The organism is Mesorhizobium sp. LSJC269B00, from assembly GCF_000502815.1.
In the GTDB taxonomy this organism is placed as follows: Bacteria; Pseudomonadota; Alphaproteobacteria; order Rhizobiales; family Rhizobiaceae; genus Mesorhizobium.
Genome location: NZ_AYVN01000003.1, coordinates 86,675 through 101,222, shown reverse-complemented (window position 1 = coordinate 101,222; position 14,548 = coordinate 86,675). Strand labels below are relative to the sequence as shown.

Below are 14,548 nucleotides of genomic sequence, written 5' to 3'. Positions count from 1 at the left end.
TCAAATCGTGCTGTGGGGCACAGGCCGTGGCTTCCCGGCCTACTCAATGATCGAGAGGCCACGCTGCCTGAAGTGCCGCAACGGTCCCCCCGTAGACATTTAGGTCCATGTCAGGGTCGGTCCCCGGTACTCGGTATGGGCAGGAAGCAGCAGAGCAGTTTATCTCGCTGGAGAATTGCCAGAGCGTGTAGCCGTGCCAAGGCCCTTCGGGGAAGTCGGTTACGTGCCGCTTGAAGCGTGCATACCAGAGCGGGACGCCGCCGAACTCGGTCGAGCCGTGCCAGTGGCGGGAGAGCTCTTTGGCGACGGAATGGTTCACATAGAGCAGCGGAAACCGTCCAGTCTCCGACTTCATCCTGCGAAGCGCGCTCTCGATCTGCACGAAAGTGACCTTGAACGTTCCATCCTGGCAGTCTGAGGACGTGGAAAGGCATTCCACATCAACGGCATGGGTCTCTGTCGTATCGTTTCCGACCACCTGGAGGTAGTTGCTGATCTGCCGGTCAACGTCGCTTTTTGTCAGGAGGTGGTATGAGCCCCATTTGAGACCGAGCGCCTTTGCCTCGCCTTTGCGGGTGGCATATGCGGAATCTCTGCCGAGCCCCTGCGTCGCCTTGTGAATAACCGCGGCGACGCGCCGGTCCGTCTTTACTTTGTCCCAGACGATGCCGTTGCCCTTGAACGGATCGAGCACGATTGCGTTCTGCGAATTTTCCCAAGGCGCTGAAAAAGGATCAGAAGTATCGGAAGGCGCCTCTTGCCGTGCAGCCTCCTCGCCATTGCCGGCCACGCAGGTACCCTTGGCGATGGCCCCGTCCGTCACCTCCACGAACTTACCGTCCGCTCCGGCGTAAAAAATTGTGAGGGCCGGCGTCTCGGTGGTGATTTCGCCCCCTTGCATCAAACCTTTCACATGAACGAGAGCGGCGAGGGCGCCGTCCAGTTCAACGAATGTGGCGTCAGAGGAAGTGCTGCCCTCTGCCTCAAGATCTTCGGGGTTTGATGCGACCATCTGGTAAGAATAGTTCGAATGCTCTGTGTTGATTTCGATAAGCCGGCTGCCATCGACGCCAGCCTGCCCCTCATAGGTACATTCGAGCGATTTCGCGGCACTCGGCGAATTCATGGCGATCGGGAAAAGCACCGACATTCCAAAAATCCACACGCGCACAATGCCTGACATGCCAGTGCCTCCATAAATACCAGAATTTGCCCAGCACAGTGCTACTGCGCCGCACGAAAATAGACAACGATCATTCAAAAGTGAGAAGCCGACAGGAGAAGGTTACTTTGATCTATTGTAAAAATCCAGTGGCTATTTCAGCGTCTTCGAAAATACCTGAATGCCATGGAAGGAATTGAGCGTGTATCGAGACAAAGACTTGAAGTGCGTCGCAGGATCCCGTTTAAATACGACGCGCTTCGGAAGAAGCTGTTCAAAACGGACAAAGCAAGTCAATCGTCTGCTCCACCCGTTCCCGACGGCTGTGCCGCATCGCGCGTTTGGCATGTTCTTGACGGGCCGGCGGATGGATTGAGCGCCATGACATGGTCGATTGACTCTCGCAAACTAAGCGCCTCGCTTGTGGCTGCGTGCCTGGCGGTTGGCTGGAGCGGAGCGGCGCTTGCGCAGGCTCCGCAACCTTGGACGATCCAGGGCAAGCTGACAGGCAAGCCGAAGAATCTCGAGGGATCGGAGAGCAAGAATTCCAAGGATGTGAGCGGCATTGCCTGCGCGACGGAAAGTGGCTTCCCGCGGCTTTGCCTCATTGCCGATGACGAGACGCAAGGGGCACAGATCATCATCCTGCAGGACGGTAAGCTGATCGCCGGGGATTTCGTGCGGCTGATCGACGACAGTTTCGTCGGCAAGCCTCTCGAACTGGACGCCGAGGGCGTGGCCTTCGCCGGCGGAGCCTTCTATGTCATAGGTTCACATGGCCGGCCGCGCCATGAATCCGGCGTCGACGCCGCCGCCGAGGTCGAGGCGAGGGTCATGGCGAGCAGTGAGATTTTCCGCATTCGCTTTGCGCCCGATTCGATCGATATGACGACCGGCAAGCTCATGGCCGAGCCGGAAAAGAGGCGATCGACGGAACTGCCGGCAATCGTGCGCGCCCAGCCCGAGCTCGCGCCCTTCGCCCAAAGCCCGCTTGAGGAAAACGGCCTCACCATAGAGGGCGTGGCGGTGCGCGACGGCGCCCTTTTGGCGGGGCTGCGCGGGCCGGTTCTGGAGGGCAACCGGGCCGTCATCCTGTCGGTGCCGCTCGGCATGCTGTTCGATCACGGGCCGGGCGGCGCGACCCTGCTGAAGCTGGAACTCGGAGTCGACGGCGAGGGACATGCGCGCGGCGTGCGCGATCTTCTCGCCTATCAGGGAAAGCTGCTCGTGCTCGCCGGTCCCGTCAACGACCCGCCCGAAGGCCAGCCCATCAAGCTCGGCGACTACTCAGTGTTCTCCGATGGCGATCAGGCCGATAAGCTTCTCGATCTCGAAGGCTATGGCGCCGAGATCAAGCCGGAAGCGCTGCTGCCGCTCGGCGAGACCGATGGCAGGCTGCGCGCGCTTCTGCTGTTCGATGGGCCGGCCGGCGGTCAGCCGACGCCGGTCGAGTTCGGACTGAAATAACCGGCGCTAATCGGCGCGGCGTTTCGGATGGCTGCAGGCGGAGTTCAACTCACTGGCGGCGCTGACACCGCGATGTGCAGCGCGGAGGCATTGCTCAGCTATGTGTCCGGAATGGACCCTAGGGTGATGGTGCCCAGAGGCGGAATTCAAGTGAAGAAAATCCCGTTTTGCTTTCAGATACTTAGGGGAATGTTTCCGCATCTGCTACCAACATAAATACCAACAAAATATTCCTGTGGATTGGTTCGGTTCCTGCTATTTCTCTCAATGCCTTGCACCTGCACCTTGTCTCTTCCGGTTGAGTATACATCCTTCTTGGTCATACCTCATCATGCGGGGTCGAGTGAAGACCACGGCTGGCCAAGACGACTTAATCAGAACGGATGGCCATTGCGCCCAATATCGGGATCGCTTTAGGCGGTTTCTGAAAGCCGACATCGTGCGAAGAACAGGTGGCTATTTACGGGTCCTGAGACCTTGGCCCATACACCGCTTTGTAGGGTGGACGCGGCGCAGCGAAAAGCGCCGCCAGCCGTTCCTCATGTTGCTTGACCAGTGAGGCAGCAATAAACAGGTAACTCTGCGGCGGACCGGGTGTAGTCGTCGAGGTCGATTGGATTAGACTTCATAGGTGCTCCGTCGACGCGTAGTAGACGGTCTCGTCCTACCAGCAGCCCAGCTTGGCCCAGTGCATTCTGGCTTTGCAGGCGCATGGCGGCAGAAATGATCTCGCGCCAGTGCCTGATACCGCCCTTGGCGATTTGGCCCTTGGTGAAGGCGAACTCCAATTCAACGCAGCCGAGAGACAGGATGTCGATTTGATGTCGGTCAATTGCGTAGCAGGCCATGGCATCGACCAACGCTGTCATATAACTGGCATAGTAGGATCGGCGCCTCGGGGGTGCCGGGCCACATCCCACCCGCTTGGGCCGTCCCCAAGTCTGATATCTGTCAGGAGAGCCACAACTCGCTCCGGCTCACGACCGAAAGTCCCAATCGCTTCAAGGCCCCTTAAGCCGGCGACCACCTCGAACCCGGCCTCCCGGAGAGTTCTCGACGTCTCCACGAACAGCACGGAACCCGATGACATTGAAAGCCTGCTTCGTGCGCCCCAACAGTTGAACGGCTGCGAACTCTTAAGGTTCCTGGCGCGCAATAGCACTCGTTAATCCGGTGGAAAGCAGGTTGTGATCCAGCCGTTTCGAACAGGGTGCGGCAGGCGAAAAGGATTGAGGACAGCTGAACTTTGCCCGCATCATCGACGCACTGACCATTGGCCTTCGTCTCCCTAGGCAGCGGGAACATTAGCGCCAACTAAAAGTTGAGAGCAAACACGAACAGGTTCTTGATGGCACATGATCCTTCCTTCAAAATGTTGATCCGCAAGCTCCAAGCCATCTCGGAACTCGCAGAATCAGACATTGCGACCTTGGGGAACATCTCGATTCAGGAGAAGAGATATCAGGCCAACGAAGACATTCTGCGCGAGGGCGATAAGCCGAGCCTTTCCTTCGTCGTTCTTGACGGCTTGATAGGGTCGACCAAACTAACCGGGGAGGGCAAGCGTCAGATATCCTCCTTTTTTGTTCCGGGCGACATTCCCGACCTGCATGGTTTGCATTTGTCGGTCATGGATTGCACGTTCACCCCTCTGATGCCCTCTCGAGTGGGCTTCATGCGGCACGACGATCTTCGCGCCATTTGCGACCAGCACTCTTCGATAACGAGAGTGTTTTGGCGCTCCACTGTGATCGATGCGGCGATCTATCGAGAGTGGGTCACCAACGTCGGAAGGCGCGACGCCTACTCGCGTATGGCTCACATTCTTTGCGAACTTATTGTCCGCCTTCGCTCGGTCGGTCGCATTGAAGATCATGTGGCCTATCTCCCGATAACGCAGGCTGCACTTGGCGACGCACTAGGCCTCTCCTCCGTGCACGTGAACCGAGTGCTTCAGGACCTTCGACGCGACGGTCTGATATCTACCCTTGGCTCGCGTTTTCATGCGCCCGACTGGGCAGGGCTCGTTCGCGCCGCAGATTTTGACTCTACCTATCTGCACGATAAGGCTGCGCAGACGGGTGCCGGTTTCTGAGAATGCTGGGTCGCTCATGATGCATTGAGCCAACCCCTCGCGATCCTTGAAACCGAATCTGCTGTAGAACCCGCATTCCAACAGGAATGTCGATCACTGCTTGAGAACTGGACCGCAGACTTACCTAGTGACGGCATGGCTTCCCAAAGCTACGACCTGAGGAAGGAACCCGCCGAAAGCGGGACGGTGTTTGATGTCTTCACTGGGTACCCCCGCAGCGCGTGGGCGTCTGGCTAACTATCTGGACGAGGAATATTCCCGTGATCTTCAGCCTTCTGACCATGTCGACCTGAAGCGAAGGTTCGCCGGGGGGTAACCTCTAAAGTATGACTGCCATGGAACACGTGTGGAGCGCCGGAGTCCAAATTCCCGAGTCTGTGCATCCCGGGCATCCGCTTTAGCCATAGTGGAGACGCGGCTTTGGCAACGTTCCTGTAAATTGAACCCCAATTCGGTCGTTCCTGCGCCACCGCAGGACTGCTTGGTAGGCAACGCCGTCGGTCGGCACGTAAAGCACGAACCGCTCAGGGACACGCGATTCCACCGGGACTTTGAGCTCAGCTCCGCCACTGTTTTGGTTCCGAATGGTGCAACTGATCTCGGAGTTTGTAATTCCGCTGATGATTGAGGCGCCTTTAAGCACCCGCTGCCTCCGTTCGCGGCGATGCTCTTCATCAACCATGTGACCTCCATCGGTCACCCCCCGGCCCTATGGTACGCCCACCGGCGAACAACTGTCCATCTGGGGCGTCGCTCGGTAGCCGGACGGCATAGATGCCCGTTGCCGGTGAATTCGCAACGCGAACAGACCCGAATGGTCTCGTCGTATAGCGTTGTTAATCCGGCAGCAGCATCTCCTCTTCATCAGCCGCGGCTTCGAACAGCAGCCGGAAGTCATTACCCGGCATTTTGCCATCCATCGCAGATAGGCAAGCCTCGGCCGCCAGCCGCCACTTGGGGCCACGATTGGACCACTTTAGGAGCTCCTCGGCGGCGGCATCAACCCGGTTGACACCAAGGAGAAGCCCCGGGCGCTCAGTCTTCACATAAACTGGAGGGTTGAACCAACGGTGGGGCATCACGCCTCTCGAACGTCAAAGGCGATGAACAGTCCGCAAACGGAGGCTGATTTGACGATCATTTCGACTAACTGGCAGTCAGTTTCGAGAAGATCGCCGCCGCGCTCACGGACCGCTACAATGGTCGCTTTGACGGAAATAATGTCGCCGGGTTGAGAGCCCAACAGGACCTCGCGGACCAGCTCCTTGGCCGTTTGCTGCGTAGGCCGAACAGGTGCTTGAATGTCCATCCCATCCTCCCAGAGAGATAGAACCTCATCAGCTATTCTGTGGGTCACTTTCCGAAAAAGGCAAGAGTCGGAAACGTACAAAGCAGGTTCCCGCAAACACCGCCCTACGATGGCTAAATCCCTCGAAGGCGCTGATTTGCACCTCACCGTGTCAGCTGCCGACGCGGCCATAAGGAGAGAGGACCCGCCTCCCCAAATTCTCACGGACGAACGCGGATAACCGTCTTTCCTGCACGTCGGTCCGTTGAGTTGAAGGTGCCGATGGCATCATCCAAGCTCGAAACCTTGCCAATGTTCGTCCGCAGTCGTCCATCGCGGATCCGCTGCACTATCTCAGAAAGCTGGGGGCGATCAGCCTCGACGACGAAGTCAACGGTCAGGCCATCGGCAGGTCGAATGTCCGTTGGTCCAACGACTGTGACAAGGATACCTCCGGCCCGGACGAGCGTTGCGGATCGCTTCTGGAAATCGCCGCCGATGACATCGAACACCAGATCGACGCCGCCTACATCTTCAAGCGTGTCTTTTGCGAGGTCGAGGAATTCATTTGCACCGAAGTCGAGCGCTTTCTGGCGGTCGGCGGCCCGCCCGGTGCCGATCACATAGGCTCCAGCCTCCCTGGCAAGCTGCGCCACCATCGAACCGACGGCACCGGCAGCGCCATGCGCGAGAACGCTCTGCCCGGCCTTGATGCGGCCATGCTGGAACAGCCCCTGCCATGCAGTTAGGCCGGAGATCGGCAGGCTAGCGCCCACCGTAAAGTCGACATCGCCGGGCAGCGGCGCGAGGTTACGGGCCTCCATGGCAACATACTCGGCGAGGGTGCCGTCGCGATGCCAGTCCGCGAGGCCGAACACCCGCTGACCTATAGAAAGCCCCGTGGTGCCGTAGCCGAGCGCAGTGACCACACCAGATGTGAGCAGGCGGGCGACGACAGAAGCTACGCCGAAGATCTAAGCAAAGCCGAGGCCTCGAAGCGAATCGACGCGCTAAGAAGCCCGCCCAGACTCTCTCTGCAATCAAAAAAAGAGTTGTCCTCGCTCCCTGTTCTGTCATCGCAATGAAGGACGACATCTTCGAGCACCCGCAGCACACCTGTCGCATGGAAAAAGCTGTAGGCGTTTATAGGTGCTTGGGGAATCCGCCGTTTGTTTGCGTTGTGGAGCGGGACAAAGCAAGTTACTCACTCAGGCTGGCTACCGTGAAGCGGGGCACCAGCCCGACTTCCACGCGTTGCCGTGGGAAGCTGAACACAGGGCCGTCAAAGAAAGGCAAGGTGGACGCGACGGCGCTCGCTGAACGCATTCGGGCGCCGGCTGCGTTCGCGTTCACACCCGGCGCTATGTCGCTTCTAGGCCCGCTCTGTCGCTACTTTGTGCGCAGCATATTGTGGGAACTCTGCCTCGGCCCACGCACTCAGTGGCTGACCAGAACGAGCGCATCATCGGCCTAACCGTTTAGGCTGTAGAATTTGTGTGTGCGCTCGTATCGAGATGCGGGTGATGTCGCAGCCGAAACGCGCTGCTTCCTTCTCGATCCGCCCCATCAGTTTGGCGCCGATACCAGCACTGCGCATCTCGGCGTCGACAACCACATGGTCGGCCTACGCCCACTTTCCGCCCATACCCGGTTTGCTGATAGAACGGGTAGATAGCCGCGATCTCTTCGAGCTCCATGGCTGAGTGTCGATGCCTATGTCGGCGAGGTGATGAGTGCGGCCTTGCCGCCGAACACCAGCCCCAACTGGGCAGTCGCATCGCTCGACATTACGGGCGATGCAGCCACTGCGAAGGTCGAGGACGAATTTGGAACCACAAGGTTCACCGGCCGGCGGCAAAGGGTCCGGCCTTTCCTTCCTAGTGTGACGTGGCCCTGAAGGCTGCCAAGTTGTTCCTGCCTCACTGATCCAGTTCAAGCGGATCGTGATCTGGTTGCTCGTGCCACATCACCTGGCGGAAATCGCGTTTGTCGACCTGCTGACCGCAGATCGGGCATGCGTGAAATCGATAGTCACCGTCCTGCGGTTGGTGTGGCTTGCCGGGGATAGGCGGTCCAAGGTCGGCTATTCTAGCCATGCGCGACCGAACAAGATGCTGCGGCAAAGTTCCGTCAGTTTGGTTTTCTCAGTTGGGAAAGACATCGCACCAAAAGCGGTAGTCATCTGGTCGACCGTCGAAATGCGCCTCCAAAGCGCAGTGCGCCACGGCGGTCGGTGCTTCCATCCCATAAAGTTCGATCGCAGATTGAGCGGCCTGATCTCTGTCGACGAGATTGGCAATCTTCAAAGCGGCGAACTCAGCGCTCCGCATCGCGAGCCTCCGTGGACCAAATATTCCCAACACCTAAGGGTGACTATATGATCCCCTCATGGCAACTCTGCGGTACGACGAAAGGCAGGAACCGGATGGGACGTGGACGGTATTCGACGTGTTCACCGGGCTGCCGGCTATTGTAGCGGGCCACCCATCTGTCGACCTTCCCGACATGGAGTATGCCGAAGAGCTGGCNCACCGGGCTGCCGGCTATTGTAGCGGGCCACCCATCTGTCGACCTTCCCGACATGGAGTATGCCGAAGAGCTGGCCGCCATCCTGAATGCCAACGACCTGAAGCAGAGGCTATCTCACGGGAGGTTCCCCGGAGGGTTCGCCTGACCGAAGTGGCATTAGCCCCCGGTCGTATTGCCCATCCAGGTTGGTTCGTCCGATCCGAACAAGCAATTTGTTATAGATCTACCGGCTACGACGGTTTTAAGTCGACTCGCCATTGCTTTTCGTAGGGAGGACGTGATGGGCAACGTGGTGCCAATCTGCAAGGCCGCGCCTTGCGTGGAAGTGGTCGGAGCCAGTGGCGAATGGGTCGTCCGCGTCATTGAAACTGACCAGGAAATTTCACGCTCATTCGCCCTGGAATCGTTCGCACTGGCCTTCGCGGAAGGCCAGCGGATACGCCTGCATCTCGACAAGGTTGTGCGGCTTTAGGACCCTCCTGCGGCTGGGTACCCTCAGGGCCGCGACGGTGATGGCCGATTGTTCCATTGCTGGTGAGGCTTGCGGTGTGACGTCTCTGTCGTCCGCCCGCGCGGCCGGAAGGGCGGCAGGCTTTTTATTGGTTGAGATCGAGCGGCTCGTGATCGGGCTGCTCGTGTCACATCACCTGCCGGAAGTCGTGTCGGTCGACCTGCTGGCCGCAGATGGGGCACGCATGGAAATGCTCCGGCCAGTCAGCGTCATGTGGCTTGCCGGGCTTAGGCGGTCCAAGGTCAACAATTTTCGTCATCACCAACGAACACGGCGACCCGGCAAAAGTTCCGGGGGGGTGTGTGCATGCGTTCGAAGGGCTGACAACAAGACCCCCACGTCGGAAGGTGAATGATGATCGCGACGCTAGCCTAGCCATTCCCCAACGGCTCGGACAAATCCGGTTCCCGGCGGCGTTCCCGTCGTTCTTCAAGGAACAGCTTGGTGTGCTCGTCCCACTCAAGGGGCGTTGTCCCGCGCTCTTGACGAAACTTTCCAAACTCCTTGCGCAGGTCGGCAAGGTCCGAAGCCCAAAGATGCTCACTGCTTCCGGGGTTCGACAAAGCGCTCACCAGTTCCGTCCGCTCTCTCGGAATTAAGTTGGCTTCGCGGTTGAGCCTTCAAGGTGGCATTGCGAGATAATTTGCTCGTTTGCTAATATGCCTATATCTTAGGCAGAGTGGGGCCTCACAAGCACCCCCCAACTGCACCGGCCATGTCCCACGGCGGGGTATGGTCTTTGCGCCCGGCAATCTTTTCAAGAGCTTCCGTGAAGCCTGATGCAAATTTGTTGCTGCTGCGAGCCGCACCCCCCGTTTGGCGGAGCTTCGTATATCTCTCGCTTTACGACGATCTTATCCGAAGTGATTAGGCGAGCTAGGCGCTTCAGCGAGCTGCCACTACCTCGTAGGCGTCCAAAGCTTCTTGGTGTGCCGATGCCGAAAAGCAACCCAGCGGCCGGTCCATAAACGGCCAGCAAGTCGAAGTCCTGGCCTCCATCCGTAGGATGGGTCGACGAGCGGGTCGAACAGTGGCGCGCGCGCCCCCGAGAGGAAGAGGGAATGTCTTATAACGGAGCGTCCGCAAGTGTCGGACGCTGACCGGGCTGCCCAGCGCAACCCTGCTGAACCCGACGCTTTGGTGTCACTTCCAGGTATACCCTGATGTGCAACAACAACATATGCGCAAATCGAAAGCCGTCCGGCTTACCGGTCAAGAACGGGAGCGCCGCTAAGACGAAAAAGCATCTCGCTGTAGGGTAGCCGAGCAAGGATCTTGCCGTGGTTGGCAATTGCCGCAGCTGTCATTCCTCTACATAGGAGACTGACGCCCCCTTGGGTTCGTTGGCAGATGGCATCCGGACTGTCAACGAGATGCAGATCTGGAACCCCATATACTATGGCAGTTACACCCTCAGGAATGGCTCCGATCGGTTGAACTACCAATATGCGCACACCGAGCAGCCACGCTATGATAATGGCGGCTACGCAACCAGTGCAGCCAAAGACGCCGAACTTCTTCATCGCATCGCACCTATTCCCCGCATCCAATCATCGTACCTGATGGCGTGATGGTGCATTCGTTGCCTTCAGTGTCCACGGAATGAGTTCCGGTTCTGTCTGTCCAGGAGCGAATGGAGTAGGAGTTTCCTTCGCTATCGCTACTGGTGACCTCTTGGCCTCCGTTCGGTAAGCGAAGAGTTTCGGTGTCAATCGAATAGTTATTCCCTTCGGTATCGTACGATCTCACATGTTGATCCCCATTCGTACCGGAATAGGAATCTGTGCAGACCCTGTAGTCGCTTTCACCCAAGCAATCAGCGTATGCGGAAGCGGTGCAGCCGAGTAGAAATGCTGCCGTCAATCCGATGACGTTTACTTTCATTGAATTTCCTCGACAAAAAAACTAAAGCCCCGCCAACAGTCATAACGGCTCTGGGCGCAAGGAACCGCAGCGGCTAGGTATCCTTGAAATTAAACCGCCTATCAAGCCAATCTGCGCCTCTGAAATATACCGCACTCGAGTGCCATGAGTTATTCAAGGTAAGCGTCCAGGCCCAAAGGCTTATGGATACAAGTGCACCAATCCACCCGTACAGCAGAGCTGCCGCAAAAAGCGATGGGGTCGACATAACGAGTATCCACCACTCCCAAATGAAGCGCAGGGTAATGCCGACGCAAAAATAAATAGAGACGAAGAGTATAATCCCGACAACGACCCCTATAAATTCCATTATCCCGCCAGTATTTTTCTTTTTTGCTGTTCGAATTCTTGATCTGTGATGATTCCGTTCGCCTTCAAAGCGCCGAGACGCTCAAGCATTGACACCACGTCGGTACCCTGCGGTTGATTGTAGACTGGATCTGGCTGCCTTCTCTGCTCCAGTGCATCCCTAACCTTATTGACGAATTTGACAACAGTCTTCTTCCAAACGTTGCTGATGTGCCGCTGCGAAGCTCCGTCTTCGATGGTGATCGAACCAAAGATGAGCCCCGTTTTGCCGCTAACAGCATTTACCTTGTCAAGGCCTATGCTGGCCTGCTTCAGGCCGTAGATCATTCCTTTGTCGAGAAAGATGATACGTCGGTCTGTCAGGGTGATGAGCCACGTGTCGCCGTCCATGAGCCCAGAAGTGAATGCCAATACCTGCTCACCGTCTGAAAGAATCTCCGGAAGGTGATTTAGCTCTTTCTTTGTAAAAAATTGATCGTCGCCGATTTCATCGGCGATACGTTTATACTCAATTCGAAGCTCCGCCTTGGACGCATTTTTAAAATCGAAGGTCATATTCTCTCCAATCGCTATCCGAGTCAGCAGCGCACAGATTGTATTTCTAAGATTTAGGCTAGGTTATCCCACCGGGCGAACGGCTTTGGTAATTGTCAACCAATCTGATGTTCTATTTTGTTTGAAACGCCGAGATATGGGAGCTTCGTGCAAGGTGGCTAGATGAAAAGAAGCCACCACATTCGGCGCGCTTGGAGCAGCTTGTGCACTCGTTCATGTACGCATTTTTCCAGTCACTAATCGATCGCTTTGCATACTTGTGGATAGAGCCATCAAGAAGACAGAGCTGGTGATTGTAGACTGAAACATTGATCCTAGCCGCAGCCAGATATTGCACAGCCGCCCGCAACTCACTTCGATAGTCGTACGGGTCCATCCAGAGCTTATCCATATTTGCCCTTGTGAAGCCAGTGATCTCCAGTCCCATAAACGTCACGTGGTCTACGAAGGTGAGGTTTCTAAAAATGAAATCTGACAGGTCGACGAGACCTTCATAGGTCTGCTTGTGAACGACAACTCGTATCTCAACCTCAGCCCCGACGGCCTTCAGGTTCATGATCCCGCGGACGGTCTCATCGAAGGCGCCTTTGGACTGAACCACGTAGTCGTGAACTTCCGGGTCGGCGGAATAGATCGGTATGCCGACCGAAAGACTAGGATGTCCAATCCCTTGATAGCGCTCTGCGAATTGCCGATCCTTGAATGTCCGGCCATTGGAAAGAATATGAACCGGCGTAGACGGAAGGTGGTCACGAGCTGATGACAAAATGTCAAAAAAGTCCTCACCCACCAGCGTTGGCTCACCGCCAGTGATCCCGAGAAACGGGGTCGTTACGGGCAGCAGGGGCAGCACATCCAAAATCTCCCTCGCCAACCAGCGATCATCAACGTCTTTGGGTGGCTGGGAGCACATCAAACACAGGTGGTTGCACCGCTCCGTTACGAGGAAATAGTTCGCGTTGGCATCCTTTCTGAACAGGACACGCACTGCCTTCCGATCCGGCACAAAGCGGATGACGTCTCCTTCGCTAAGGTGGTCGAACTCGTGGGGCAGAACGACTAGTCGTCGGTCTGAAAACAGTCGCTCAGCTTCCGGCCGATGCTCCTCAAAGGTGACAACCCACTGGCATTCAGGATGAAACGTCTGCCCCTTGAAAAGATACGCATCATGTTCTCGGTTAGGCGCTTGGTCAGCTTGGCCCGTCACGAGCCTAAGTGCCACTCGCTGTGAGAAATCACCGACGCTTGCTGACGCAGCGAAGCCACTCAGTCGCAACATCCTAATTCGCCCAACTTAGAAAGAGTTCTCGGGCGGTAACGTCCCTCTCCATAAGGTCGATCAGCCTCTTGAAGATCGACATATTGCGATTGCAGAATCCCGACCGCGTTTTGAGGCCAACAAAGTCGCCCTGCGTTGCGGTATGGAATACTGGATCGGAGCCACAGAACGGCTCGTAAGCGCAGTCGGCGCACATCGGTACGGAGCCTGCAAAAGATTGCTCGATAGGATCGAGGAGAGCGTCGGACCCGAAAATCTCGCCATAGGTGTTTTCGTGGACATTCCCGAGCAGAAATGTCTTGTCGCCCATTTCGGCCAACATTCGTGCTTCGTCGGACGCGTAGACGCTGGCGTCATAGTTATAGACAACGGCGGAGATACCGATGCCTGCCGGGCTCATAAGATCCACATATCCTGGCTCGAAAGGCGTGAGCATCTTTGTAAGGATGGTGGCCGCGTAAAACTCCTTGAAAGGAATGCCGTTACGGTTCAGTTCCAGGATGTAATTCAGCCCGTCGAAGTAGAAATCGAGCCAGCGGTCCACGTCATAGGCTGCGTAGGATTTCGTCTTGACCGCGAAGCCGTAAGGGGAAAGCGGCCGAAGGAATATTCCGGGGAAATCTAGCCGCACGTATTCGTCAATGATCTCGCGCGCCAGTGGAAGACTGGCTTTGGTCGTTGTCATAAGTGCGCTGACGCGTTCATGGCCGAGAGCCAGTCTGGCCTTGTGGATACCTGCCACAGCCAATTCGTAGCTGTTCTTTCCCGGGCGCGGTCGATTCGCATTGTGAAGAGTGGCCTGTCCGTCGAGCGACGTTGAAATTAGAATCCTGTGCTCGCGACAGAATTCCAAGATTTCGTCGGTGATGACGGCGAGATTCGTCGTGATGACGAATTGCAGCGACCGCCCGGCGACCTTGTTGATCGCTTCAGCCCGATGCACGACGTGTTGGATCAACGGGAAATTCAGAAGCGGCTCGCCGCCTTGGAACTCGATCTTGATAGCCGGACTTGGAGACTGGAAAATGAGCGCCAACGCCTTCTCGGCAGTCTCCTCTGACATATCGAAGGCTGAACGATCTTCGCTTTGGCGAGATACCTGACAGTAGGGGCAGGAGTGCTCGCACCGCAAAGACACGACCATGATGTGAAGGGAGGTGAAGTTCTCAAGCCTTCTTGCCTTGGTCCGAACCTTCAGCGCCAGCAGCTCCTTGCCGATATTGGAGGATGCATCAAAGAGGAACTGCCTGCTGCGCAGGCGGGAGTAGGCGGGGTGTGTGCTGGGAAGCTCGTGCCTGATGAACGAAGCCAGCACGGCGCGCGGCAATACCAGATATTCGCCCGCTTGGTTGGTCAGCACATACCGCTCGTCGTCCAACTGGGAAAAACGGAAGTACGCGAGCTGATAAGTGTCGTCCAACGGTCGTTGG

The 14,548-nt window shown here is 57.0% G+C and carries 14 protein-coding genes and 1 pseudogene; 5 read left to right on the top strand and 10 right to left on the bottom strand.

Going from position 1 to position 14,548, the window contains the following annotated elements:
* Positions 1–43: 43 nt before the first annotated feature.
* Positions 44–1,183, bottom strand: coding sequence for a glycoside hydrolase family 25 protein (locus X771_RS156375; RefSeq protein ID WP_023687388.1), 1,140 nt, complete (start codon positions 1,181–1,183; stop codon positions 44–46).
* 360 nt (positions 1,184–1,543) lie between these two features.
* Between X771_RS156375 and X771_RS156380 the strand changes: the two genes are divergently transcribed.
* Entirely contained in the window at positions 1,544–2,629 is a 1,086-nt protein-coding gene (locus tag X771_RS156380; protein ID WP_198025818.1) for a DUF3616 domain-containing protein, read from the top strand.
* A 539-nt stretch (positions 2,630–3,168) separates the two neighbouring features.
* Here X771_RS156380 and X771_RS156385 read toward each other — a convergent pair.
* Complete coding sequence (locus tag X771_RS156385) at positions 3,169–3,498, bottom strand: hypothetical protein (protein WP_023687386.1); 330 nt, start codon at positions 3,496–3,498, stop codon at positions 3,169–3,171.
* Between the two features lie 479 nt (positions 3,499–3,977).
* Between X771_RS156385 and X771_RS156390 the strand changes: the two genes are divergently transcribed.
* A complete protein-coding gene (locus tag X771_RS156390) occupies positions 3,978–4,724 on the top strand; it encodes a Crp/Fnr family transcriptional regulator (protein ID WP_023687384.1) in 747 nt (248 codons plus the stop codon).
* 397 nt (positions 4,725–5,121) lie between these two features.
* Here the strand turns inward: X771_RS156390 and X771_RS1000000166525 are convergent, their stop codons facing one another.
* From X771_RS1000000166525 to X771_RS0133635, 4 genes and pseudogenes are all read right to left on the bottom strand, one after another.
* Complete coding sequence (locus X771_RS1000000166525) at positions 5,122–5,406, bottom strand: PilZ domain-containing protein (RefSeq protein WP_084566741.1); 285 nt, start codon at positions 5,404–5,406, stop codon at positions 5,122–5,124.
* 154 nt (positions 5,407–5,560) lie between these two features.
* Complete coding sequence (locus X771_RS156395; protein ID WP_023687383.1) at positions 5,561–5,803, bottom strand: DUF982 domain-containing protein; 243 nt, start codon at positions 5,801–5,803, stop codon at positions 5,561–5,563.
* Positions 5,803–6,033, bottom strand: coding sequence for a hypothetical protein (locus tag X771_RS156400; RefSeq protein WP_023687382.1), 231 nt, complete (start codon positions 6,031–6,033; stop codon positions 5,803–5,805). The genes X771_RS156395 and X771_RS156400 overlap by 1 nt, the downstream gene beginning before the upstream one ends.
* A gap of 200 nt (positions 6,034–6,233) precedes the next feature.
* Positions 6,234–6,944, bottom strand: a pseudogene (locus X771_RS0133635) (NADP-dependent oxidoreductase); the annotation flags it as partial.
* On the opposite strand from X771_RS0133635, the gene X771_RS1000000166520 reads away from it, so the two are divergent.
* Positions 6,867–7,097, top strand: coding sequence for a DUF3072 domain-containing protein (locus X771_RS1000000166520; RefSeq protein ID WP_156935977.1), 231 nt, complete (start codon positions 6,867–6,869; stop codon positions 7,095–7,097). The pseudogene X771_RS0133635 and the gene X771_RS1000000166520 sit on opposite strands and share 78 nt — an antisense overlap.
* Before the next feature lie 1,059 nt (positions 7,098–8,156).
* Here the strand turns inward: X771_RS1000000166520 and X771_RS156405 are convergent.
* Entirely contained in the window at positions 8,157–8,342 is a 186-nt protein-coding gene (locus X771_RS156405; RefSeq protein WP_023687381.1) for a hypothetical protein, read from the bottom strand.
* 479 nt (positions 8,343–8,821) lie between these two features.
* Here X771_RS156405 and X771_RS0133625 point away from each other — a divergent pair, with 479 nt between their 5' ends.
* Complete coding sequence (locus X771_RS0133625; RefSeq protein ID WP_031202512.1) at positions 8,822–9,013, top strand: hypothetical protein; 192 nt, start codon at positions 8,822–8,824, stop codon at positions 9,011–9,013.
* A 1,373-nt stretch (positions 9,014–10,386) separates the two neighbouring features.
* A complete protein-coding gene (locus X771_RS1000000168000; RefSeq protein WP_031202511.1) occupies positions 10,387–10,623 on the top strand; it encodes a hypothetical protein in 237 nt (78 codons plus the stop codon).
* Positions 10,624–11,284: 661 nt separating this feature from the next.
* On the opposite strand, the gene X771_RS156420 is transcribed toward X771_RS1000000168000, so the two are convergent.
* The 3 genes from X771_RS156420 to hxsB form a co-directional block, all read right to left on the bottom strand.
* Complete coding sequence (locus X771_RS156420) at positions 11,285–11,839, bottom strand: PH domain-containing protein (protein WP_023687376.1); 555 nt, start codon at positions 11,837–11,839, stop codon at positions 11,285–11,287.
* Between the two features lie 112 nt (positions 11,840–11,951).
* The gene (gene hxsC, locus X771_RS156425) at positions 11,952–13,118 is read right to left on the bottom strand and encodes a His-Xaa-Ser system radical SAM maturase HxsC (RefSeq protein WP_050587417.1); all 1,167 of its coding nucleotides are present in this window, start codon (positions 13,116–13,118) and stop codon (positions 11,952–11,954) included.
* Between the two features lies 1 nt (position 13,119).
* Positions 13,120–14,538 (bottom strand): His-Xaa-Ser system radical SAM maturase HxsB, encoded by a 1,419-nt coding sequence (gene hxsB, locus X771_RS156430; protein WP_198025817.1) that lies wholly within the window; start codon positions 14,536–14,538, stop codon positions 13,120–13,122.
* Positions 14,539–14,548: the final 10 nt, after the last annotated feature.

What these genes read in the sequence shown, in the direction of transcription:
- X771_RS156375 (WP_023687388.1), bottom strand. Translation starts at nt 1,183, where the DNA reads ATGTCAGGCATTGTGCGCGTGTGGATTTTTGGAATGTCGGTGCTTTTC.
- X771_RS156380 (WP_198025818.1), top strand. Translation starts at nt 1,544, where the DNA reads ATGACATGGTCGATTGACTCTCGCAAACTAAGCGCCTCGCTTGTGGCT.
- X771_RS156385 (WP_023687386.1), bottom strand. Translation starts at nt 3,498, where the DNA reads ATGACAGCGTTGGTCGATGCCATGGCCTGCTACGCAATTGACCGACAT.
- X771_RS156390 (WP_023687384.1), top strand. Translation starts at nt 3,978, where the DNA reads ATGGCACATGATCCTTCCTTCAAAATGTTGATCCGCAAGCTCCAAGCC.
- X771_RS1000000166525 (WP_084566741.1), bottom strand. Translation starts at nt 5,406, where the DNA reads ATGGTTGATGAAGAGCATCGCCGCGAACGGAGGCAGCGGGTGCTTAAA.
- X771_RS156395 (WP_023687383.1), bottom strand. Translation starts at nt 5,803, where the DNA reads ATGCCCCACCGTTGGTTCAACCCTCCAGTTTATGTGAAGACTGAGCGC.
- X771_RS156400 (WP_023687382.1), bottom strand. Translation starts at nt 6,033, where the DNA reads ATGGACATTCAAGCACCTGTTCGGCCTACGCAGCAAACGGCCAAGGAG.
- X771_RS1000000166520 (WP_156935977.1), top strand. Translation starts at nt 6,867, where the DNA reads ATGCCAGTCCGCGAGGCCGAACACCCGCTGACCTATAGAAAGCCCCGT.
- X771_RS156405 (WP_023687381.1), bottom strand. Translation starts at nt 8,342, where the DNA reads ATGCGGAGCGCTGAGTTCGCCGCTTTGAAGATTGCCAATCTCGTCGAC.
- X771_RS0133625 (WP_031202512.1), top strand. Translation starts at nt 8,822, where the DNA reads ATGGGCAACGTGGTGCCAATCTGCAAGGCCGCGCCTTGCGTGGAAGTG.
- X771_RS156420 (WP_023687376.1), bottom strand. Translation starts at nt 11,839, where the DNA reads ATGACCTTCGATTTTAAAAATGCGTCCAAGGCGGAGCTTCGAATTGAG.
- hxsC (WP_050587417.1), bottom strand. Translation starts at nt 13,118, where the DNA reads ATGTTGCGACTGAGTGGCTTCGCTGCGTCAGCAAGCGTCGGTGATTTC.